Source organism: Pseudomonas sp. V88_4, from assembly GCF_029967985.1.
In the GTDB taxonomy this organism is placed as follows: Bacteria; Pseudomonadota; Gammaproteobacteria; order Pseudomonadales; family Pseudomonadaceae; genus Aquipseudomonas; species Aquipseudomonas glycinae.
Genome location: NZ_JASCAF010000048.1, coordinates 111,919 through 131,807, shown reverse-complemented (window position 1 = coordinate 131,807; position 19,889 = coordinate 111,919). Strand labels below are relative to the sequence as shown.

The following is a 19,889-nucleotide window of genomic DNA, read 5'->3' as shown; positions in this document are numbered from 1 at the left end:
GCGCTACTCTCTTGCCACTCTTTTGTGTTGATGTGAACTCATGAGCCAGACCGCGACCATTTTGGTCATCGATGACGAACCGCAGATCCGCAAGTTTCTGCGCATCAGCCTCGCTTCCCAGGGCTACAAAGTGCTGGAGGCCGGCACCGGCGCCGAGGGCCTGGCCCAGGCGGCGCTGAACAAACCGGACCTGCTGGTACTCGACCTCGGCCTGCCGGACATGGACGGCCAGCAAGTGCTGCGCGAGTTTCGCGAATGGGCCACGGCGCCGGTGCTGGTGCTGTCGGTACGCGCCAGTGAAGGGCAGAAAGTCCAGGCGCTGGATGGCGGCGCCAATGACTACGTGACCAAGCCGTTCGGCATTCAGGAATTTCTCGCTCGGGTGCGTGCGTTGCTGCGTCAGGCCCCGGCCGGAGAAGCGCAGCAGGCCGCGTTGAATTTCGGCCCGTTGACCGTGGACCTGGCGTATCGCCGGGTACTGCTCGACGGCGTCGAGGTCGCTCTGACCCGCAAGGAGTACGCGGTGCTGGCGCAACTTGCGCGGCATCCGGGGCGGGTGATCACCCAGCAGCAATTGCTCAAGGACATCTGGGGCCCGACTCACACCGAGGACAGCCACTACTTGCGGATCGTGGTCGGGCATCTGCGGCAGAAACTGGCGGACGATCCGACCCGGCCCCGGTTTATCGTGACCGAGGCCGGCGTCGGTTATCGCTTGTTGAGCGAGAGCAGCCTTTAGTTCTGTTCGCTCTCATAGCGGTCGAGGGTATCCCGGGCAATCTCGCGACCCAGCGCGATCAATTCCGGCGCCTTGTAGAACTCGAAGAACCGGCACACCCGTTTCGGCACGTTGATCAGGATGTCCGGCGGATACCCGGCGATCTTGTACTGTGCCAGCGAGGTCTGCATCACCTCGAAACTCTGGTTGATCAGATCAAGCAATGAAGCCGGCCCGACGTTATCGACGATGAATGATCCGGTGGCGGATTTCGGTGCGCCGTCGCGCTCTGGCGCGGCGGCCGGTTGCTGGGCTTCCGGTTCAGCGCCTTCGACCCATGGATTGATCTCCGCCGCTTCGGCACGCAGCGCTTCCTGTTCCAGCATCAGCAGTTGCTCGGCCTGTTTGCGGCGGAACGGCATCTTTGAACCCAGCGAAGTGATCAGGCTGTCGAAGCGCGTACGGAACGCGGCAGGGCGCTGGATCACCGGCAGTTTGTAATGGCGCTGGTTGGTCGAGTTGAGATTGACCGCAATGATCAGATCGCAGTGGCTCGACACCACCGGCACGATCGGTAACGGGTTGAGAATGCCGCCGTCCACCAGCATCCGGTTGCCCTGCATCACCGGGGTGAACAGGCTGGGAATCGCCGCCGAGGCCCGCATGGCCTGATGCAGGCAGCCTTCCTGGAACCAGATTTCCTGTTGGTTGGTGAGGTCGGCGGCTACGGCGGTGTAGGGAATGCGCAGGTCTTCGATGTTGATCTCGCCGACGATCTTGCGGATCTGGCCGAAGACTTTTTCGCCACGGATCGCACCGAGGCGGAAGCTGACGTCCACCAGGCGCAGCACGTCGAGATAATCCAGGCTTTCGATCCAGTTGCGGTATTCGTCGAGCTTGCCGGCGGCGTAGATTCCGCCGACCACGGCCCCCATTGAACAGCCGGCAATACAACTGATGTCATAGCCCCGTCGTTCGATCTCTTCAATGACCCCGATATGGGCATAGCCCCGGGCGCCACCGGAGCCCAGCACCAGTGCGACACGCTTTTTCATCCAACTTCCTCCCGACAAGGTTGCACAATGCACCCATCGAGGGCCGGGCTTCAATCGGCGGGGTCGCTCGAGGCGGCGATGGCGTCGTTTTTTCGATACTTCATGACCCGTCGGCGTTATCTTTTGCAGTGCGGCGCAATGGCGGGGCACAAGGCACTTTTTCGCTGGCGCACCGTCTTACCTGCACGACTGTTGACCTATCTTTGAGGTGTGAGTGATGAAAGCCTGGATCTGTGTGCCGTTGATGGCGATTGCATTGGCCGGTTGCGCCGGCAAGACCGCTTACCGCGACAGCTGCGGCAGTCAGCTCGACGCGGCGTGGCATGAACTGGATCTGGCCAAGGCCGAGGGTTTCGCCGGTACGGTCAGTTACTCCAAGGCGTTGTCGTTGCTGACAGCCGCCAAGACCCAGCAGCAATTCGAGGGATTCGAAGGCTGCACCAGGAAAGCCGAAAAAGCGCGTTTCTACATTCGCGAATCCCGCGCCGGACGCTAAGCTGCTGACGTGGCGCAAGGCACCTCGTTTGCGCAAGTGCACACTCGTGCAAAGCCATTGAATTCAGGAGCAAGCGATGTCTGCGTGGGTTGATCGGCTGGTGGCTCATGTCCTGAGCCTGGAAGTGCGGCTGCTGGCCTGTCAGGCGCGTCTGACTGCGCGGACCGACCCAGAAGCGCTGCACGACTTGCGCACTACCGTGCGGCGCTTGCGCAGTCTGTTGCGACCGTTGCGCGGTTTGCCCGGTGTCGAACAGTTGGAAAGCGCGGCGGCCAGCGTCGGACAACTGACCACGCCGTGGCGCGACCGCGAGGTGCTGGCGGCGTGGTTGATCAAGCATGATCAGCCCGAAGCTGCGCAACGGCGCATGGCGCAGATGGCCGAGGCTTATCCGACACTGGCGGCCAGCGCCGAAGTGGCGTCGCTGTTGATGATCCTCGACGCCTTTCCGCGTTTTCTGCGCGCGTCCCAGCGCCAGGGATTGCTCAAGCGCCTGGACAAGCGCATCGAGAAACGTCTGGGCAAACAATGGAAAAACCTCGACGTGGCGCTGCACGACCCGGCCCACGACCGCCATCGCCTGCGCCTGCTGATCAAGCGCGTGCGTTACGGCATCGAGGCCTACCCGGAACTCGATCGTCTGCCGGAAGCCGCATTGCCCCGTTTGAAATCCGCGCAAGGCGCACTCGGTGACTGGCACGATTGCTGGCAATGGCTGGCCCGCGCCGAACAGGAACCGGATCTGCAACCCTGCGTCGCCACGTGGCAGGCGACCATGATCCAGGCCGAAAGCAAGGCGGACCAGGTGCTGGAAAAACTCAGCGCAGCCTGCTTCAAGTCCTGAAACCCGCTGGCGCGCAGCACCGCTGTCTTATCTGTCCGTCTCTTTGACCGGAATGGACGCTGCGCCGCTCTGCCGCGCTGGTTAAGATCCGGTCATTCCCTTTTTCGTGTCCGAGGTTTCCATGCGCTTTTGCGATTTGATCGATGCTGTCCGTCGTCAACCGGAGGTCACGATTCCGGCGGAGTGGGGGCAGGGCCGGGCCAGTTTTGGCGGATTGGTGGCTGCGCTGCAATTTGAAGTGATGCGCGCCCAAGTGCCGGCCGATCGACCAGTGCGTTCGCTGGCGATCACCTTCGTCGGCCCGGTCGAGCCCGAAGTGCCGGTGAGCTTTGAAGTCGAGGTGCTGCGCGAAGGCAAAGCGGTCAGCCAAGTGCTGGGGCGCGCGGTGCAGAACGGTCAGGTGGTGACGATGGTGCAAGGCAGCTTCGGGGCTTCGCGGCCGTCGGAAGTGGCGGTTGAAGCCTATCCCGCGCCGGAGATGAAGCACTGGGACAACTGCCAGGAACTGCCGTACATCAAAGGCGTAACCCCCGAGTTCATGCGTCATCTGGCGATGCGCTGGAGTGTCGGTGGCATGCCGTTCACCGGCACTCAATCGCGGCTGATGGGTGGCTGGGTGCGTTTGCGGGGTGATGTGAAGGAAGAGCCGGTCAACGAGGCGCACCTGCTGGCGCTGGTCGATGCCTGGCCGCCCGCGCTGTTGCCGTATCTGAAGAAACCGGCACCGGGCAGCACGCTGACCTGGACCATCGAATTCGTTCAGCCGTTACGGGATTTGAGTACGCTGGATTTCTGCCAATACCTGGCGGACATCGAGTATGCCGTCGACGGTTACGGACATGTCGCCGCCAAGCTGTGGAGCGCGAAGGGGGAACTGATTGCCATGAGTCGGCAGACGGTGACGATCTTCGCCTGACTCAATGGCGGCGATGGCGTTCACGCCAGGCGCGGAACCAGCCGCCACTGAGGAAGAACCGCGGAAACGTCAGGAACTGCTCGACCAGCAGACGCGAGACGGCGTCCCTGCGATCACTGAACGGCTCGGAGGCTTGCGCCTCCAGACTGTGGCCGTGACGCTGCAGACCCAGCGCCGCGATGATGCCGATCACGCCGATCGCCACGCTGGCCAGACTCAGGCTGAACACGCCCGAGACGATCAACAGAAACGCGACAATGAACAGCGGCACGGCAATCAGGTGCAGCACCAGATTGGTCGGGTGCTGATGGTTGTTCGGGTACGCGCGCCATTGCCACGCGGGAAGGTTGGGGTGACGTTTGCCCATGTTGCTGCTCCTCGATCCATGTTTGTTCGGTACATGGTTGAAGAATAGGCCGGGGCAGTGAGGGCGGCGAATCAAGGTTGGCTATTGAAGTGATAGGGACAATGGTCTTATTTGATGCTGTTTCTGCTGACGCCACCGCGGGCAAGCCCGCTCCCACACGGGATTGTGAACGCCGCTGAGTCTACTGTGGGAGCGGGCTTGCCCGCGATGAGGCCCTTAAAGTTTCAACTGCCCAATCGCCTTGTTGAGTTCCCCGGCCAGTGTCGCCAATTCGTTACTGGTGGTCGCCGAATCCACGGTCTGTTGCACAGTGTTTTCGGTCACATCACGAATGCTCACCACCGCGCGGTTCATTTCTTCGGCAACCTGACTTTGCTGCTCCGCCGCCACCGCAATCTGCGTGTTGCTCTCGCGCATTTGCGCTACCGCTCCGGTGATTTCCGCCAGCGCTTCACCGGCCTCCTGCGCCTGCTGCACGCAGTCGTCGGCCTTGTACGAACTCTCCTGCATGAAGTCCACCGCATCACGGGTGCCAGCCTGCAACGCTGACACCATGGTGGTGATTTCATCGGTGGAGGTCTGCACACGTTTGGCGAGGTTGCGTACCTCGTCGGCGACTACCGCAAACCCGCGACCCATTTCCCCGGCGCGCGCCGCTTCGATGGCAGCGTTGAGCGCGAGCAGATTGGTCTGTTCGGCGATGCTGTGGATCACGCTGACCACACCGTTGATCTTCTGACTGTCCTCGGCCAGACGCTGGATCATCTCGGCAGTCTGCTGTACGCCGCTGGACAGGCCGGCAATCGAATGCTGGACGCGGGTCACCACTTGCTGGCCGCTGCCGGCCAGGCCATCGGCGGTCTGCGACAGATCGCGTGTGGCGCCGGCGTGCTGGGCGATGTGGTAGACGGTGGCGGTCATTTCGTTGATCGCCGTGGCGGCCTGATCGGTTTCACTCTGCTGGCCAAGCATGCCGTGACGTACTTCGTTCATGCTCGACGCCAGTCGCGCAGCACCGACGTCGAGTTGCCGCGCGGTGTTGGCCACAGTGGTCACCACGCGCTGATAACCGGCCTGCATCGCGTTGAACGCGTTGGCCATCTGCCCGACTTCATCCTTGCACGCCAGCGGCACCCGGGCGGCGAGGTCGCCGGTTTTCTCCACGTGCAGCATCACGTCCTTGAGCGTGTTGAGCTGGCTGAGCAGGAAACGGATCAACAACTGTGAAGCGCCAAGCATCGCCAGCATCAGGATGAACACCGCCACCGCGTAGTTGGCGAAGCGCTCGCTGAAGACCTTGCTGAGGCTGGGGGCGTAGGCGATCACGGCGACCTGCTGGCCATCGGCACGGCTGAAGACTTCGGCGCCGAGCAACGGATTTTCGCCGAACAACGGCAAGTGACTGATCTCGATCCAGCCGCTGCTGTCGGTGATCTCCAGCAGAGGTTGATCGTTGAGGCGCGGCGCTTCACCGCGTTTAAACGTCAGTACCTGATCGGATTTGGGCAGCGCCTGCCCGACCGGCCAGGCCTTGAGCAATTGCGCCTGGGCCTGGGCCGAGGTTTGCGCGGCGTGGCTGCGGGCCTGTTGTTCGAGTTGCACGGCGTACAGCACCAGCAACAGGGTGGTGACAAAGGCGACCGCATTGACCGCCCAGAATTTGTATTTCAGCGAGATATTGCTAAGCCAGGCACCCATGGAGGTCTTCTCTGATAGCGGAAACAGTTTTGGCAAGGTGCCATTATTGTGCCGCTACCCAGGTGCCCGGTTCTTGATGTGCATCAACAACCGATGCATCCGCCTCTTTCAGGGCAGGGTAGGTAAACCGTAGAACGCCCGAGCGCACGCGGTTGTGTGGGCGGCCAGGTCTACTTCGGTCTCGCCTCGATGCAACGCCACTTCACGCAACACTTCGGTCAGGTAGGCTGGCTCGTTGCGTCCGTGTTTCGGCTTTGGCCGCAGTGTGCGCGGCAGCAGATACGGCGCATCGCTTTCGAGCATCAGGCGACCGCGTTTGATCTCCTTCACCAGCGGATGCAAATGGGTGCCGCGACGCTCGTCACAGATCCAGCCGGTGATGCCGATGTGCAGGTCGAGATCAAGGTAACTGAACAACGCTTTCTGCTCGCCAGTGAAGCAATGCACCACGGCGGCTGGCAAGCGGTCGCGGAAGTCACGGAGGATTTCCAGCAGACGCTGGCTCGCATCACGTTCGTGCAGAAACACCGGCAATTGCAGTTCGGCAGCCAGCGTCAAATGTTCCTCGAGGACTTTTTCCTGCTGCGGGCGCGGCGAGAAATCGCGGTTGAAATCCAGCCCGCATTCACCCACCGCCACCACGTTCGACTCCTGCAGCAGGCTGCGCAGACGCCTTGCGCTGTCGGCATTCCAGTCACTGGCCGAATGCGGGTGAATGCCCGCGGTGGCAAACAGTCGCTGACCGTCCGGATCCAGTTGCTGGCACAGTTCCAGCGCCTGTTCGCTGCCCTCGACGCTGGTGCCGGTCAGCACCAGTTGGCAGACCCCGGCAGCGTAGGCGCGGTCGAGCACGGCCTGGTGTTTGTCGGCGAAACTGGGGTTGGTCAGGTTGACGCCGATATCGATGAGTTGCATGGTGCTACCTCGGGCCGAAGGCCGGAAAGCATATCAGAGCTGTAGATTTATAAGAAAAGCCAAGAACTACAACGGCTTATGGCTGTCTGTTGAGGCCGCGAGGCAGGCTGGGCTGGCAGAGTTGCCATCACTGTGCCAGTCTCTCGCACTTTATCAGCGCTCCAGGCGCTCTGTTTTCGTCGGTGTTTTGCGACCGCTCGGCGGTGAAAACGCCCCGTATTCTTTCCGGAGAGTGGATGGTTCGTCCCTCGGTTTTGCTCCTGCTGTGTGGTTCGCTGCTGCTGCCGATGACGGCGGTCGCGCGGCTGCCCGGCCCGCTGCAAGCCGTGCCGGCCGCCAAGGTTCGCGACCTGACCGAGATCCGCAGCAGCCGCGTGCTGCGGGTGCTGGTCAACCAGAGCCGCAACAGCTCCGGCGAAGTCCAGGGCCAGGCCATTGGCATCGAATACCACCGGCTGCGCGCCTTCGAGCAATACCTCAATGGCCACGCCCGCGACGGCCAGGAAATCTCCCTCAAGATCATCCCCAAAGCCAAGGATCAACTGCTCGGCGCGTTGCAGCGCGGCGAAGGCGATCTTGTGGCGCCGGGCGAACTGCTCGAGCTACAACCGGGCCACGCGGTTGCCAGCAGCGAGCCGATCGCCAGCAACGTGCCGCTGGTGCTGGTCGGCATCAAGGGTGAAAAGCGCTACACCAAGGTCGAGCAACTGGCCGGCAAAACCCTGGCATTGCCCACCGGCAGTGCGGCGGGGGAGGCGGTCAGCCAGCTCAACCAGAAGCTGGCGCTGCACAAACTGGCGCCGATCAAGATCGAATGGGTCGATCCGACGCTGGCGGTCGAGGATGTGCTGGAAATGGTTCAGGGCGGGATCTTCCACCTGACTATCGTCGAGCAACCGATTGCCGAGCGTTGGGGCAAGATCCTGCCCAAGCTGCGTTTCGACCGGCAGGTGATGATCAGCGAGCCGGGCGAGGAATACTGGTTCGTGCGCCGTGATGCGTCGATGTTGCGGGCCAGCATCGACCGCTTCCTGAGCGGCTACAAAAAGCCGTCGAACGAAGATGCGGCGTTTCTGCGGATCTACCGCCGTCTCTATCAAGTGCACTATCCGTTGGCCAAGGCTGACCGTCAGCGTCTGGAAAAGCTGCGCCCGACCCTGCAGAAACACGCCGAAGCGCAAAACATGGACTGGCTCAACCTGGCGGCGCTGGCGTTCAAGGAGTCGGCGCTGCAGCCCAGTGCGCGCAGTGGCAGCGGCCCGACCGGGCTGATGCAGATCACCCCGTCGGCGGCACAGCGAGTCGGCGTCAACAATATCCAGAATCTCGATGCGAATGTGCAGGCCGGGGCCAAGTACCTGGCGATGATCCGCCGCAAGTTTTTCAACAGCCCCAAGCTCAACGAGCGTGAACGCATGGCGTTCACCCTGGCCGCTTACAACATCGGCCCGGAGCGGGTGCAGGGCATGCGTGCCGAGGCGCGGCGTCGCGGCCTGAATCCCAACCAGTGGTTCTTTCAGGTCGAGCGCATCGCCATGGAGCAGGTGGGAATGGGCGCCGTCAGCTATGTTAATAGCGTGAACAAGTATTACTTGGCGTTCGACCGGGAGCGGGAGTCGTTGGAGCCCGGGGGGCAGAAAGTTGTCTCACGCAAATGATCAAATAAGTTGATTGTTATGGCGGAATTTTTGCGCTTTTAACATGAAAATAATTGATTAATATAGCGGCCAACCAACAAGCACTTCTGACAACAAGGAAACGCAACATGAGCTCTCTGATCAACAAGGTTCTGTTCACCCGCGCCGGCTACGGTCTGACCATTCTGCGCATTGCCGTCGGCGTGATCTTCGCCGCCCACGGCTCGCAGAAACTCTTCGGCCTGTTCGGTGGCTACGGTCTGGCAGGCACCGCGCAATACATGGAAAGCATCGGCCTGACCCCGGGTTACCTGATGGCCACCCTGGCCGGCGGTACCGAGTTCTTCGCAGGTCTGGCACTGATCATCGGCCTGCTGGTTCGCCCGGCGGCACTGGGTCTGACCTTCCTGTCGCTGGTGGCGATCTTCACCGTACACATCAGCAACGGTCTGTTCATGGCCAACAATGGTTACGAGTTCGCTCTGGCCCTGCTCGGTGGCAGTCTCGCGGTGCTGATCGAAGGCGCCGGCAAGCTCTCGGTGGATCGCGCCATCGCCGGTTGAAGGCTCTGGCTCAAGCAAAAGGCCCGCATTGTGCGGGCCTTTTTTGTTGCGGTCGATTCTTGACACTGGCCGGTCACGTTCTCTAGGATGCCGCTCATGCGCCGATTTAAACAGCTACTTGCGGGGCGCCAGGTGACTCTTCTTCAGTTGCCGTCAGAAGCCGGAACAGGGCTTCGAAATACCGCTAAAGCGCTGGTTCGGTGTTGCCTCTCACCTGCCATGCAGACTTTTGAGGCAGAGACACGACACGATGAATGCACTACGCCCTCCAGCACGTCCCGCGCCGATCACGGCACACGTCACCCAGCGCAATCCAAAAATCCTGCTTGGCGGCAAACATCAGCCGACGCTGCTGCGTTATCTCGATGGCTGGCCACGCCGCAGCGGCGGTCCTGCCGCTTTCCTGATCCAGTTTGTCGAAGACGGTGAATCGTTGGCGCGTTTTGCCGATGACAGTTTCGATCTGGCGGTGATTCAGGCTCCAAGCCCTGAGGAAGCGCCGGAAATGATTCGCCAACTGACACGCGTCGCACGTCAGGGCCTGATCACCCGGCGCTAAGCGTCAGGGATACTCGATCGCCACGATGTAGACGAACTGTTCGCCGGTCGGCGTCTGTACCCGCACTTCAGCATCCAGCGCCTTGCCGATCAGGGCGCGGGCCAGTGGCGAGTCGATGCTGATCAGACCGAGTTTCAGGTCCAGTTCGTCCGGGCCGACGATGCGGTAGCGCGACTGTTTGCCGTCCTCGTCTTCGATGGTCACCCACGCGCCGAAGTAGACCTTGTTCGGATCGCTCGGTTTTTCGCTGACCACTTTCAACGCCTCAAGGCGTTTGGTGAGAAAGCGCACGCGGCTGTCGATCTCGCGCAGCATCTTTTTGCCGTAGGTGTACTCGGCATTTTCCGAACGATCACCCTGAGCCGCCGCTTCGCTGACCGACTGCGTCACCTGCGGGCGGCGCACGTGCCACAGCTCATGAAATTCGGCACGCATCCGCGCTTCACCTTCGGGGGTGATCAGCGCGGTACCGGCGGTGCGGGGAGGACGATAACGGCTCATGGCAACTTCTTTTGATCAAGACGGCTGGAGTCTATCAACCCTCGCGCAACACTGTCAGCGGGCTGGCGTTAAGCGCACGCCGCGTGCCGAACACACCGGCACCACCAATCAGCGCCGCGCCGATCAACGGCAACAGCAGCAACCACGGATGGGGGTGCCATGGCAGGTCGAAGGCGAAGCGATACAGCACCAGGCTCACCACTTCCGAACCGATCGCCGCGAGCAATCCGCTGACCGCGCCGAGCAAACCGAACTCGATCCGTCGTGCCTTGATCAGCAACTGCCGCTCAGCCCCCAGCGCACGCAACAGCGCGCCCTGGCGAATGCGTTCATCCAGCGTGGCCTGCAACCCGGAAAACAGCACCGCCATCCCCGCCGCCAACACAAACAACAACACATACTCCACCGCCAGGGTGACCTGGGCGAGGATGCTGCGCAGCTGTTCGAGCAAGGCTTCGACCTGCAGGATGGTCACCGCCGGGAACGCTCGCGACAGCTCGACAATCTGCTGATCGTGACCGGGCGCCAGATAGAAACTGGTCAGGTAGGTCGCCGGCAGATCCTTCAGGGTGCCGGGCTGGAAGATCATGAAGAAGTTCGGCTGGAAGTTGTCCCAGTTGATCTCCCGCAGGCTGGTGACCTTGGCTTCGCGATTGACCCCGCCCACGCTGAATATCATGTGATCGCCCAGCTTGAGCTTGAGACTCTCGGCCACCTTGCCTTCCACCGAAACGCCCGGAATGTCATCCGAAGGTTGGCCGGTCCACCACGAACCGGCAGTGATCTTATTGCCTGCCGGCAGGTCGGCCGCCCATGTCAGGCTCAGGTCACGCTGGATCGCCCGGTCGCCGGCCGAGTCCTTGCTGACGATCTGCTGCACCGCTTCGCCATTGATGCTGATCAGCCGTCCCGGCACCACCGGATACAACGGCGCGGCCTGGGCCGAGACATTGATCAGGTGATCGGTGAAGGCCTGTTTGTCGGCCGGCAGGATGTTCAGGGCGAAGTAGTTCGGCGCGTTTTTCGGCAGCTGGTTTTGCCAGGTGTCGAGCAGTTCGCCACGCAGCAAGGCGATCAACGCCATCGACAGCAGAATCAGGCCGAAGGCCAATGACTGGCCGGCGGCCGCCAAAGGATGACGCAACAACTGACCCAGCCCCAGACGCCAGGGCAAGGACGCGCGCGCAAGCAGACGACGCAGGCTTTGCAGCAGCAACAGCAGCAAGCCGCCGAGCACCAGCGCGGCAACCACACCGCCGCCGAGCAGGGCGAACGTCAGCAGCAGATCCAGACTCAGGCGCCACATGATCAGCCCGAGCGCACCGAGTGCTGCGCCATAGACCATCCAGGTACTCGATGGAATCGGCAGCATGTCCCGGCGCAAGACCCGCAACGGCGGCACGCGGCCCAGTGCGGCGAGCGGTGGCAGGGCGAAACCGGCCAGCGCCACCAGCCCGGTACCGATTCCGGCCAGCGCCGGCAGCAAGCCACCCGGCGGTACGTCGGTCGGCAGCAGATCATGTAGCAGCGCGAACAATCCCAATTGCGCGAGCCAGCCGAGCAGGGCACCGCTGAAGCTGGCGAGCAGGCCGAGCACCGTCAGTTGCAGACTGAACAGCACCAGGGTCTCCCGGCGCGACAAACCCAGGCAACGCAACAGGGCGCTGGCATCGAAACGCCGGCTGGCGAAGCGGTTGGCCGACAACGCCACCGCCACCCCGGCCAGAAGCACCGCCACCAGACTGGCCATGTTCAGATAGCGTTCGGCCTTGCCCAATGCGCCGCCGATCTGCCGGTTGCCGTCGCGGGCATCCTGAATCCGCTGGTTGGCGGCAAGGCCCGGTTTGATCAGTTGGCGATAGGTTTCCAGCGCCTTCGGCTCACCGCGCCACAGTTCGCGGTAGCTCACCCGGCTGCCGGGTTGCACCACGCCGGTCGCGGCGAGGTCGTCGAGGTTGATCAGCACCCGTGGCGTGAGGCTGTAGAAGTTGCCGGCGCGATCCGGTTCGTAAGTCAGCACTCGCGTCAGTTTCAACGTCTTCATGCCGACGTCGATGTTGTCGCCGATCTTCAGGTCCAGCGCCGTCAGCAGGCGCGCTTCGACCCAGGCTTCACCGGGCTGCGGCTCACCACCGGCTTGCTCTGTCGCGTAGGGGGCGGGGGCGCTTTTCAGTTCGCCGCGCAGCGGGTAGGCGCGGTCGACCGCTTTGATACTGGAGAGCTGAATGCCGTTGTCTGTGGCGATGACGCTGGAAAACTCCACCACCTGCGCATGATCCAGGCGCAGCTCGGTGCCGCTCCGGATCTGTTCCGGGCGGGCCGGCGAGCTGCCTTCGAGCGACAGGTCGGCGCCTAAAAACTCGGTGGCACGCAGCATCATTGCGCCGTTGAGGCGGGCACCGAAATAACCGATCGCGGTACTCGCCGCGACCGCCACGACCAAGGCGAAAAACAGCACCCGCAGTTCACCGGCGCGGGCATCGCGCATCAGTTGGCGCAGGGCGAGACTGAACAGACGCAACAGCGGCAGACGTGCCATCAAGGCTCCAGAGGGGCGACCAACAGGCCGGCTTCAAGACGGATCAGACGCCGGCAACGATGGGCCAGGCGTTCGTCGTGGGTCACCAGCACCAGGGTGGTGCCGCGTTCCTTGTTCAATTCAAACAGCAAGTCACTGATGCGCTCGCCGGTGTGGCTGTCGAGGTTGCCGGTGGGTTCGTCGGCGAACAGCACGTCCGGCTCGGCAGCAAAGGCCCGGGCAATGGCGACACGCTGTTGTTCGCCGCCGGAGAGCTGGCGCGGCGAGTGAGTCAGGCGCTGGCCGAGGCCGACCCGTTGCAGTAACTCAGTGGCGCGGCTTCGGGCATCTTTACGGCCGTCGAGCTCCAGCGGCAGCATGACGTTTTCCAGCGCGTTGAGACTGTCGAGCAGCTGGAAAGATTGAAAGACGAAACCCACGTGTTCGGCGCGAATGCGCGCGCGCTGGTCCTCGTCGAGATTGCTCAGGGCTTGCCCGGCGAGCGTCACTTCGCCGCTGCTTGGCAGATCGAGGCCGGCGAGCAGGCCGAGCAGGGTGGATTTGCCGGAACCGGACGCGCCGACGATGGCCAGGCTGTCGCCCTTGTTCAGTTCCAGGCTCAGTTCGTGCAGGATGGTCAGTTCACCTTCCGCGCTGGGAACCACTTTGCTAAGGTTCTTCGCGGTGAGAATGCTTGCGCCCATGGAGAATCCGATGCGTGTGTGGTTTTTAAGTGCTGGCCTGGCCTTGATGTGCATGGCCCAGAACGCAGCGGCGGGTACAGTTCTGATCGTTGGCGATAGTATCAGCGCCGGTTTCGGACTGGATACCCGGCTGGGGTGGGTGTCGTTGCTTGAGCAGCGGCTCAAGAGCGAAGGTTTTGACGACAAAGTGGTCAATGCGTCCATCAGCGGTGACACCAGTGCCGGAGGCCAGGCGCGGCTGCCGGCGCTGCTTGCAGAGCACAAGCCGGAACTGGTGATCCTCGAATTGGGCGGCAACGATGGCCTGCGCGGAATGCCGCCGACGCAATTGCAACAAAATCTTGCTTCGATGATCGACAGCTCCCGTCAAAGCGGCGCCAAGGTGCTGCTGCTCGGCATGCAATTGCCGCCCAACTACGGCAAGCGCTACACCGATGCCTTCGCCGAGGTCTACGGCAAGCTCGCCGAGGAGAAAAAAATCCCGCTGGTGCCGTTTTTCCTCGAAGGTGTGGGTGGGCATCCGGACCTGATGCAGGCCGACGGCCTGCACCCGGCGGCCGGGGCTCAGGGCAAGTTGCTGGAAAATGTCTGGCCGACGCTAAAACCGCTGCTATGAGGCTTTTCTAGCGGCAGGCTTTCGGCTAATGTGGCGCCCCCTTATTTGGAGCCCCCGATGCCGCGCCCTGCCTGGTCCCTGTTCGCCTACCAACTGATCGAGCCTGACGAACAGCTGGATCTGTTCGCCTGCCAGGAAGTGCGGGTGCATCTGGTGACCCGTCAGCTGGAACTCGGTGGTTCGGCGGATCGAACCTTGTGCGGCAGTCTGCTGCCGGCGCAACCGCGCTGGTCGAGCGTCGATCGCCGGGTGTTTCAGGACCAGCGCCTGTGCTCGCTGTGCCGGGCGATCCTCGAATCGCAGAAACGTGGCACTTCGCCGATCTGGCCCGAGTTGCGTTTCGAACTCTGAGTCCTTTTTCGCCGATATCTCGGTCCATCGGCGCATCTCCCCGAATTCCCTGGGCGCGGTGTACAATCGCGTTCTTATGACCTTGTCGATCTTGCGAAGGATTCTCCGGATGTTGCCGCGTTTTCCTGCCGTCACCCGCTGCCTGTCTCTTGCCGCCCTCTGTGTGGCCGGTCCCGTTGCCGCACTGGAGTTTCCCCTGCCACCGCCGGGTGAGGACATCATCGGCCAGGTGCAGGTGATCAAGGCCAAGTACGAAGACACCTTTGCCGATCTGGGCACCACTTACGATCTGGGTTATTCGGAAATGGTCGCGGCCAACCCGGGCGTCGATGCCTGGTTGCCGGGCGCCGGCACCGAAATCGTTCTGCCGACCCGTTTCATCCTGCCGCCTGGTCCGCGTGAAGGCATCGTGATCAACCTGGCTGAATATCGCCTCTACTACTACCCGAAAGGCCGGAACGTGGTGTACACCTTCCCGCTGGGTATCGGTCGCGAAGGCTGGGGCTCGCCGATCGCTCACACCACGATCACCGCGAAGACGCCGAATCCTACCTGGACGCCGCCAGCTTCGATCAAGGCTGAACACGCTGCCGATGGCGATCCGCTGCCGAACGTGGTGCCGGCCGGTCCCGACAATCCGCTGGGTCCGTTCAAGTTCACCCTGGGTACGCCGGGTTACCTGATCCACGGTTCGAACAAGAAGTTCGGTATCGGCATGCGCACCAGTCACGGTTGCTTCCGCATGTTCAACAACAACGTGCTGGAAATGGCCAGCATGGTTCCGGTCGGAACTTCGGTACGAATCCTCAATGACGCCTACAAGTTCGGTCGCAGTGGCGGCAAGATCTACCTGGAGGCGCACACGCCGATCGACGACAAGGGCAACCCGTCGGTGGTCGACAAACACACCGCCGTGATCAACGCGATGCTCAAGCGCGAAGACATCACCAACAACCTGCGTATGAACTGGGATGTGGTGCGTGACGTGGTGGCGGCCGAAGATGGCCTGCCAACCGAAATCGGCACGCCGAATACTTCGGCGCCGATGGTCTCCAGCGCACCGATCGACCTGCAGCAATAAGCTGAGAGACAAAACCCGCCGAGGCTTGCGCCGCGGCGGGTTTTTTATTGCCCGCAGAAAACTGCAGGCACAAAAAAGCCGACCCGAAAAACGGGTCGGCTTGATAACAATCCCGAAGGACTATTACTTGCGGCTAGCTTTTTCCAGCATGCGCAGAGCACGCTCGTTAGCTTCGTCAGCAGTCTGTTGTGCTTTTTGAGCAGCAGCCAGAGCTTCATCAGCTTTACGGTAAGCTTCGTCTGCACGAGCCTGGGCGCGAGCAGCTGCGTCTTCAGTAGCGGTCAGACGTGCTTCGGTTTCTTTCGATGCGCTGCTGCAACCGGTAGCCAGAACTGCGGCCAGAGCCAGAGCAGAGAATTTCAGAACGTTGTTCATCGTGTTCCCCTTCAAGGACTTTCAATTAAGTGGCTGTCTCCTCCGATTGAGGAAATAGCCGGCGTACATACTACCCATTACTTGTAGTAAGTAAACTGACGTGAGGCAAGAAGCAAAAAAAATTGTAGGCGTTGATTCTTTTTCGAGCAACTTTTAACTGCGTTGTATAAAAAATATCCAGCTGGAAGCCGCGAGATGAGCGAGTTAATGAGAAAAAGTTCCCGTTGCTGCGGGTTGTTTTGCAGGTAGTGGCTAAAGTCTGTCTATATGGATTCGTCCACACTTTTGTTGCGAATTTGCGCAGCGCCTCGCATATCTTTGTCCATGTTGAGGTGACTTTAAAACAGGGGGCTCGTCTTAAGTCTCAACATCCGGCGATGTTCAGCCTTCCGGCTCGGGAAGATCGTCTCCCGAACCGGCCCTGAGTCCACTGGAATTGCCCCTCAATCCGCATGAAGACGAGCGTACCTTGAGCATTTTCGCCAATGGTGCCTACTATTTGATACGTGCTCGGGTTGCGCGAGATCGGTGCAGTTCTTCTCGGTGTCCATCAGGCACGGGGTGGCGTAGATGTTCCTTCGCCGGGAAAACATCGGTAAGGTAGGGGTCAGAATTCGAGACCCGCGAGGAGTAGTGATGAGCGAGGCGTTGTCCATCCACCATGACCAGGCTGGTCATCAGTTCGAGACCAATGTGGACGGTCATCGTGCCTACCTGACCTATATGGATCTGGGGAAACAGACCCTGGATATCTATCGCACCTTCGTGCCCAACGCCTTGCGTGGCCGAGGCATCGCGGCAGCCCTGACCGAACGGGCGTTACAGTACGCCGATGAAATGGGCTACACGGTCATTCCATCGTGCTCCTACGTGGAGCGCTACATGGAGCGTCATCAGCGGCGCACCGCCAAGATCTGACTGACCTCACCGCACACACAAAAACGCCGGGCAATGCACGGCGTTTTTTATGCCTGCGAAACGGCTGTCAACTGCGCTGACGTTTCGGCAGAACATCCTTGAGCTTGGCGTGCATGCTGCGCAAGGTGTTTTCGGTAGCGGACCAGTCGATGCAGGCATCGGTGATCGACACGCCGTATTGCAGGTCGGCGAGGTCTTTCGGAATGGCCTGGCAGCCCCAGTTCAGGTGACTTTCGACCATCAGGCCGATAATCGACTGGTTGCCTTCGAGGATCTGGTTGGCAACGTTCTCCATCACCAGCGGTTGCAGGGCCGGATCCTTGTTGGAGTTGGCATGGCTGCAGTCGACCATGATGTTCGGCTTGATCTTCGCCTTGTTCAGCGCCTGCTCGCACAGGGCGACGCTGACCGAATCATAGTTCGGCTTGCCGTTGCCGCCGCGCAACACCACGTGACCGTAGGCGTTGCCCTTGGTGGTGACGATCGACACGCCACCTTCCTGATTGATACCCAGGAAACGGTGCGGGCTGGAAACCGACTGCAAGGCGTTGATCGCCACGGTCAGGCCGCCGTCGGTGCCGTTCTTGAAACCGACCGCCGAGGACAGGCCGGAAGCCATCTCGCGGTGGGTCTGGGATTCAGTGGTCCGTGCGCCGATGGCCGACCAGCTGATCAGGTCCTGCAGGTACTGCGGGGAGATCGGGTCGAGGGCTTCGGTGGCGGTCGGCAGGCCTTTCTCGGCCAGGTCCAGCAGCAACTGGCGGCCGATGTGCAGACCGTCCTGGATCTTGAACGAGTCATCCAGGTACGGGTCGTTGATCAGGCCTTTCCAGCCGACGGTGGTCCGTGGCTTTTCGAAATACACGCGCATGACCAGATACAGGGTGTCCGAGACTTCTGCCGCCAGCACCTTCAGGCGATCGGCATATTCATGGGCAGCCTTGATGTCGTGGATCGAGCAGGGGCCGATCACCACGAACAGACGATGGTCGGTGCCATCGAGAATGTTGCGGATGACCTCGCGACCCTTGGTGACGGTGCGCAGGGCAGCGTCGCTCAGAGGGATATCACGCTTGAGCTGATCGGGAGTGATCAGGGTCTCGTTGGAAGCGACGTTCAGGTCGTTGATCGGTAAATCAGCCATCGTTTACTCGTCAGGTCACGGGTGCCGGCCGCCAGCGATCCCCGCGCGGCGGAGCACAGCGGATTTAAGCGCGTCGGGGAGCCGAACCTTATCGCGTTAGACGCCTGCTAGACAATGGGCAAGTCGCTGTTCAGTCCAGCACAGGTTGCGCAAAAGCCTTGCGAACGGTGTCGTGGGAGAACTCGTCGGCGTGTTGTTCGACCCATTGCAGGGCCAGGGCCTGAATATCCTGGAGGTCATCGTGGGCGTCGTTGAGTCGGCAATAGCGTTCGATCTGACACACCTGCTCACCCATTCGCGCGCTGAACAGGGTTTGTTCGTCGGTGAAGGCGATGCCCACCAGATAGCCTTTTTTACGTCGCAGGCACCAGGCCACGTAGCCCGGATAACAGATGTCGGCATTGAGGGTGGGCATGCGAACCTGCAAGGCGGTCCCATGGCGCCAGGCGCGGTGGTAATTGCAAGCGATGCCGCCGAGGCTGATAGTGTGCAGCCGTTGACGCGAAATACACTCCGGCGTGAGCAAGGTCAATTCAACGGGTACATCATCCGGATGAGGAATAAACCGTCCCATGAGCACAGACTCCCTGTGTCGGCCATTTGACATTGTTTCCCCCAGTATAGTGGTCGAATTGCAGCTGACCGATTTCGACGCCGACCAACGGCTGCTGGCGATGAGCGGTGTTTCGCTGGTGATTTTTACCAGCGTCGGCTGCGCCAGTTGCCGCTATGCCCGTGAGGTGATTCCGGGTTTCGATCTGGCTGTCGATCGCGTGTGCTGGATCGATGCCGGTGACAACGGCGGACTGGTCGAGCGTTATCAGGTGTTTCATTTGCCGGCGCTGTTTGTGGTGCGTGACGGCGAGTTCTTTGGGGCTGTGCACACGCGCCTGAATGCCGATGAGTTGAACGCAGCCGTGGCGCAGGCGTTGGGTCGAATTGCAGAGGAGTTGCCATGATGGGAGCAGTGAACAAACCGTTGGTGGGGATCATTGGCACCGGCGCCATCGGCGGGTTTTATGGGGTGATGCTGGCCCGGGCCGGGTTCGATGTGCATTTTCTGTTGCGCAGTGAATTTTCCGCAGTCGCCGAGCGCGGCTTGCGGGTGGACAGTGCCGTGCATGGCGCGTTGGCGCTGAACCCGGTGCAGGCTTATTCGTCAGCGGAAGACATGCCGCCCTGCGACTGGCTGCTGGTTGGCGCCAAGACCACCAGTAATGCCGGGTTGGCGCCGTCGATCATTCAGGCGTCGAAGCCCGACGCGAAAGTGCTGGTATTGCAAAACGGCCTCGACGTCGAAGACAGCCTGCGGGCGTTGCTGCCCGATTCCCTGCATCTGCTGGGCGGCTTGTGCCTGATTTGCGTTCATCGCGAGGGGCCGGGGCAGATCACTCATCAGGCGCTTGGGGCGGTGAATGTCGGTTATCACAGCGGCCCGGCAGCGGATGACGCGGCGCGCATGGCAATCGTCGAAGAGGGCGCCAGCCTGTTCCGCGCCGCCGGTCTTGATTCCCAGGCGATGCCGAACCTGCATCAGGCGCGCTGGCAGAAACTGGTGTGGAACATTCCCTACAACGGCCTTTCGGTGTTGCTCGGCGCCGGCACCACGCCGTTGATGGCCGACACGGACACCCGCGTACTGATTCAGGCGCTGATGGCTGAAGTGGTGCAGGGCGCCAAGGCCTGCGGCCACGACATGCCGCCCGGTTACGCCGAATACCTGTTCATGATGACCGAGAAAATGCCTGACTATTGGCCGAGCATGTACCACGACTTTTTGCACAAGCGACCGCTGGAGCTGGAGGCGATCTACGCTCGTCCTTTGGCGGCGGCGAAAGCGGCAGGTTGCGAGTTGCCGCGAATCGAATCGTTGTATCGCACATTGAGCTTTATCGACCGGCGCAACGTTTAAA

23 protein-coding genes are annotated in these 19,889 nt (G+C 61.4%); 13 read left to right on the top strand and 10 right to left on the bottom strand.

Annotated elements, in window-relative coordinates; genetic code table 11:
* Positions 1 to 40 precede the first annotated feature (40 nt).
* Positions 41 to 739, top strand: coding sequence for a response regulator (locus tag QLG12_RS27930; protein ID WP_039770498.1), 699 nt, complete (start codon positions 41 to 43; stop codon positions 737 to 739).
* Here QLG12_RS27930 and QLG12_RS27925 read toward each other — a convergent pair.
* A complete protein-coding gene (locus QLG12_RS27925) occupies positions 736 to 1,773 on the bottom strand; it encodes a patatin-like phospholipase family protein (RefSeq protein WP_064383337.1) in 1,038 nt (345 codons plus the stop codon). The genes QLG12_RS27930 and QLG12_RS27925 overlap by 4 nt on opposite strands.
* 217 nt (positions 1,774 to 1,990) lie before the next feature.
* Here QLG12_RS27925 and QLG12_RS27920 point away from each other — a divergent pair, with 217 nt between their 5' ends.
* The 3 genes from QLG12_RS27920 to QLG12_RS27910 all read left to right on the top strand — a co-directional run bounded on the left by QLG12_RS27920 (position 1,991) and on the right by QLG12_RS27910 (position 4,029).
* On the top strand, positions 1,991 to 2,269 hold the full coding sequence (locus QLG12_RS27920) for a hypothetical protein (protein WP_197869119.1): 279 nt from the start codon (positions 1,991 to 1,993) through the stop codon (positions 2,267 to 2,269).
* A 76-nt stretch (positions 2,270 to 2,345) separates the two neighbouring features.
* A complete protein-coding gene (locus QLG12_RS27915; RefSeq protein WP_282475584.1) occupies positions 2,346 to 3,113 on the top strand; it encodes a CHAD domain-containing protein in 768 nt (255 codons plus the stop codon).
* Positions 3,114 to 3,234: 121 nt separating this feature from the next.
* Complete coding sequence (locus tag QLG12_RS27910) at positions 3,235 to 4,029, top strand: thioesterase family protein (protein ID WP_282475583.1); 795 nt, start codon at positions 3,235 to 3,237, stop codon at positions 4,027 to 4,029.
* Position 4,030: 1 nt separating this feature from the next.
* Here QLG12_RS27910 and QLG12_RS27905 read toward each other — a convergent pair whose 3' ends face one another.
* The 3 genes from QLG12_RS27905 to QLG12_RS27895 all read right to left on the bottom strand — a co-directional run bounded on the left by QLG12_RS27905 (position 4,031) and on the right by QLG12_RS27895 (position 7,009).
* Positions 4,031 to 4,396 carry an Mpo1-like protein gene (locus tag QLG12_RS27905; RefSeq protein ID WP_197869116.1) on the bottom strand — a complete coding sequence of 122 codons (366 nt, stop codon included), beginning with the start codon at positions 4,394 to 4,396 and terminating at the stop codon, positions 4,031 to 4,033.
* A 216-nt stretch (positions 4,397 to 4,612) separates the two neighbouring features.
* Positions 4,613 to 6,094: a methyl-accepting chemotaxis protein gene (locus tag QLG12_RS27900; protein ID WP_282475582.1), complete on the bottom strand. Its 1,482-nt coding sequence runs from the start codon at positions 6,092 to 6,094 to the stop codon at positions 4,613 to 4,615.
* Positions 6,095 to 6,202: 108 nt separating this feature from the next.
* Positions 6,203 to 7,009, bottom strand: coding sequence for a TatD family hydrolase (locus QLG12_RS27895; RefSeq protein WP_282475581.1), 807 nt, complete (start codon positions 7,007 to 7,009; stop codon positions 6,203 to 6,205).
* Between the two features lie 236 nt (positions 7,010 to 7,245).
* On the opposite strand from QLG12_RS27895, the gene QLG12_RS27890 reads away from it, so the two are divergent.
* From QLG12_RS27890 to QLG12_RS27880, 3 genes are all read left to right on the top strand, one after another.
* Positions 7,246 to 8,667 (top strand): transglycosylase SLT domain-containing protein, encoded by a 1,422-nt coding sequence (locus QLG12_RS27890; protein WP_197869113.1) that lies wholly within the window; start codon positions 7,246 to 7,248, stop codon positions 8,665 to 8,667.
* A gap of 107 nt (positions 8,668 to 8,774) precedes the next feature.
* On the top strand, positions 8,775 to 9,209 hold the full coding sequence (locus QLG12_RS27885) for a DoxX family protein (RefSeq protein ID WP_007950955.1): 435 nt from the start codon (positions 8,775 to 8,777) through the stop codon (positions 9,207 to 9,209).
* A gap of 250 nt (positions 9,210 to 9,459) precedes the next feature.
* Positions 9,460 to 9,768 (top strand): hypothetical protein, encoded by a 309-nt coding sequence (locus QLG12_RS27880; RefSeq protein ID WP_064383326.1) that lies wholly within the window; start codon positions 9,460 to 9,462, stop codon positions 9,766 to 9,768.
* Between the two features lie 3 nt (positions 9,769 to 9,771).
* Here the strand turns inward: QLG12_RS27880 and greB are convergent, their stop codons facing one another.
* Genes greB through QLG12_RS27865 form a run of 3 tightly spaced genes read right to left on the bottom strand, consistent with a single transcriptional unit; the run spans position 9,772 to position 13,491 of the window.
* Positions 9,772 to 10,269, bottom strand: a complete 498-nt coding sequence (gene greB, locus QLG12_RS27875; protein ID WP_039770483.1) for a transcription elongation factor GreB — start codon at positions 10,267 to 10,269, stop codon at positions 9,772 to 9,774.
* Positions 10,270 to 10,303: 34 nt separating this feature from the next.
* Complete coding sequence (locus QLG12_RS27870) at positions 10,304 to 12,808, bottom strand: ABC transporter permease (protein WP_282475580.1); 2,505 nt, start codon at positions 12,806 to 12,808, stop codon at positions 10,304 to 10,306.
* Positions 12,808 to 13,491, bottom strand: a complete 684-nt coding sequence (locus QLG12_RS27865) for an ABC transporter ATP-binding protein (RefSeq protein WP_197869111.1) — start codon at positions 13,489 to 13,491, stop codon at positions 12,808 to 12,810. Before QLG12_RS27865 ends, QLG12_RS27870 begins: the two co-directional genes overlap by 1 nt.
* A 10-nt stretch (positions 13,492 to 13,501) precedes the next feature.
* Between QLG12_RS27865 and QLG12_RS27860 the strand changes: the two genes are divergently transcribed.
* The 3 genes from QLG12_RS27860 (at position 13,502) to QLG12_RS27850 (ending at position 15,539) form a co-directional block, all read left to right on the top strand.
* Positions 13,502 to 14,107, top strand: coding sequence for an arylesterase (locus tag QLG12_RS27860; RefSeq protein ID WP_197869110.1), 606 nt, complete (start codon positions 13,502 to 13,504; stop codon positions 14,105 to 14,107).
* Positions 14,108 to 14,164: 57 nt separating this feature from the next.
* Positions 14,165 to 14,458 (top strand): hypothetical protein, encoded by a 294-nt coding sequence (locus QLG12_RS27855; RefSeq protein WP_003226812.1) that lies wholly within the window; start codon positions 14,165 to 14,167, stop codon positions 14,456 to 14,458.
* 109 nt (positions 14,459 to 14,567) lie between these two features.
* Positions 14,568 to 15,539 (top strand): L,D-transpeptidase family protein, encoded by a 972-nt coding sequence (locus tag QLG12_RS27850; RefSeq protein ID WP_064383316.1) that lies wholly within the window; start codon positions 14,568 to 14,570, stop codon positions 15,537 to 15,539.
* 123 nt (positions 15,540 to 15,662) lie between these two features.
* Here the strand turns inward: QLG12_RS27850 and oprI are convergent, their stop codons facing one another.
* A complete protein-coding gene (gene oprI / locus QLG12_RS27845; RefSeq protein WP_011335311.1) occupies positions 15,663 to 15,914 on the bottom strand; it encodes an outer membrane lipoprotei OprI in 252 nt (83 codons plus the stop codon).
* A 636-nt stretch (positions 15,915 to 16,550) separates the two neighbouring features.
* On the opposite strand from oprI, the gene QLG12_RS27840 reads away from it, so the two are divergent.
* The gene (locus QLG12_RS27840) at positions 16,551 to 16,832 is read left to right on the top strand and encodes a GNAT family N-acetyltransferase (RefSeq protein WP_007955658.1); all 282 of its coding nucleotides are present in this window, start codon (positions 16,551 to 16,553) and stop codon (positions 16,830 to 16,832) included.
* Between the two features lie 67 nt (positions 16,833 to 16,899).
* Here QLG12_RS27840 and QLG12_RS27835 read toward each other — a convergent pair whose 3' ends face one another.
* On the bottom strand, positions 16,900 to 17,976 hold the full coding sequence (locus tag QLG12_RS27835) for a 3-deoxy-7-phosphoheptulonate synthase (protein ID WP_007908583.1): 1,077 nt from the start codon (positions 17,974 to 17,976) through the stop codon (positions 16,900 to 16,902).
* A 130-nt stretch (positions 17,977 to 18,106) separates the two neighbouring features.
* Positions 18,107 to 18,550 (bottom strand): PilZ domain-containing protein, encoded by a 444-nt coding sequence (locus QLG12_RS27830; protein WP_011335308.1) that lies wholly within the window; start codon positions 18,548 to 18,550, stop codon positions 18,107 to 18,109.
* Between QLG12_RS27830 and QLG12_RS27825 the strand changes: the two genes are divergently transcribed.
* Complete coding sequence (locus tag QLG12_RS27825) at positions 18,549 to 18,935, top strand: thioredoxin family protein (RefSeq protein ID WP_282475579.1); 387 nt, start codon at positions 18,549 to 18,551, stop codon at positions 18,933 to 18,935. The genes QLG12_RS27830 and QLG12_RS27825 overlap by 2 nt on opposite strands.
* Positions 18,932 to 19,888: a putative 2-dehydropantoate 2-reductase gene (locus QLG12_RS27820; protein ID WP_236194032.1), complete on the top strand. Its 957-nt coding sequence runs from the start codon at positions 18,932 to 18,934 to the stop codon at positions 19,886 to 19,888. The genes QLG12_RS27825 and QLG12_RS27820 overlap by 4 nt, the downstream gene beginning before the upstream one ends.
* Position 19,889 lies beyond the last annotated feature (1 nt).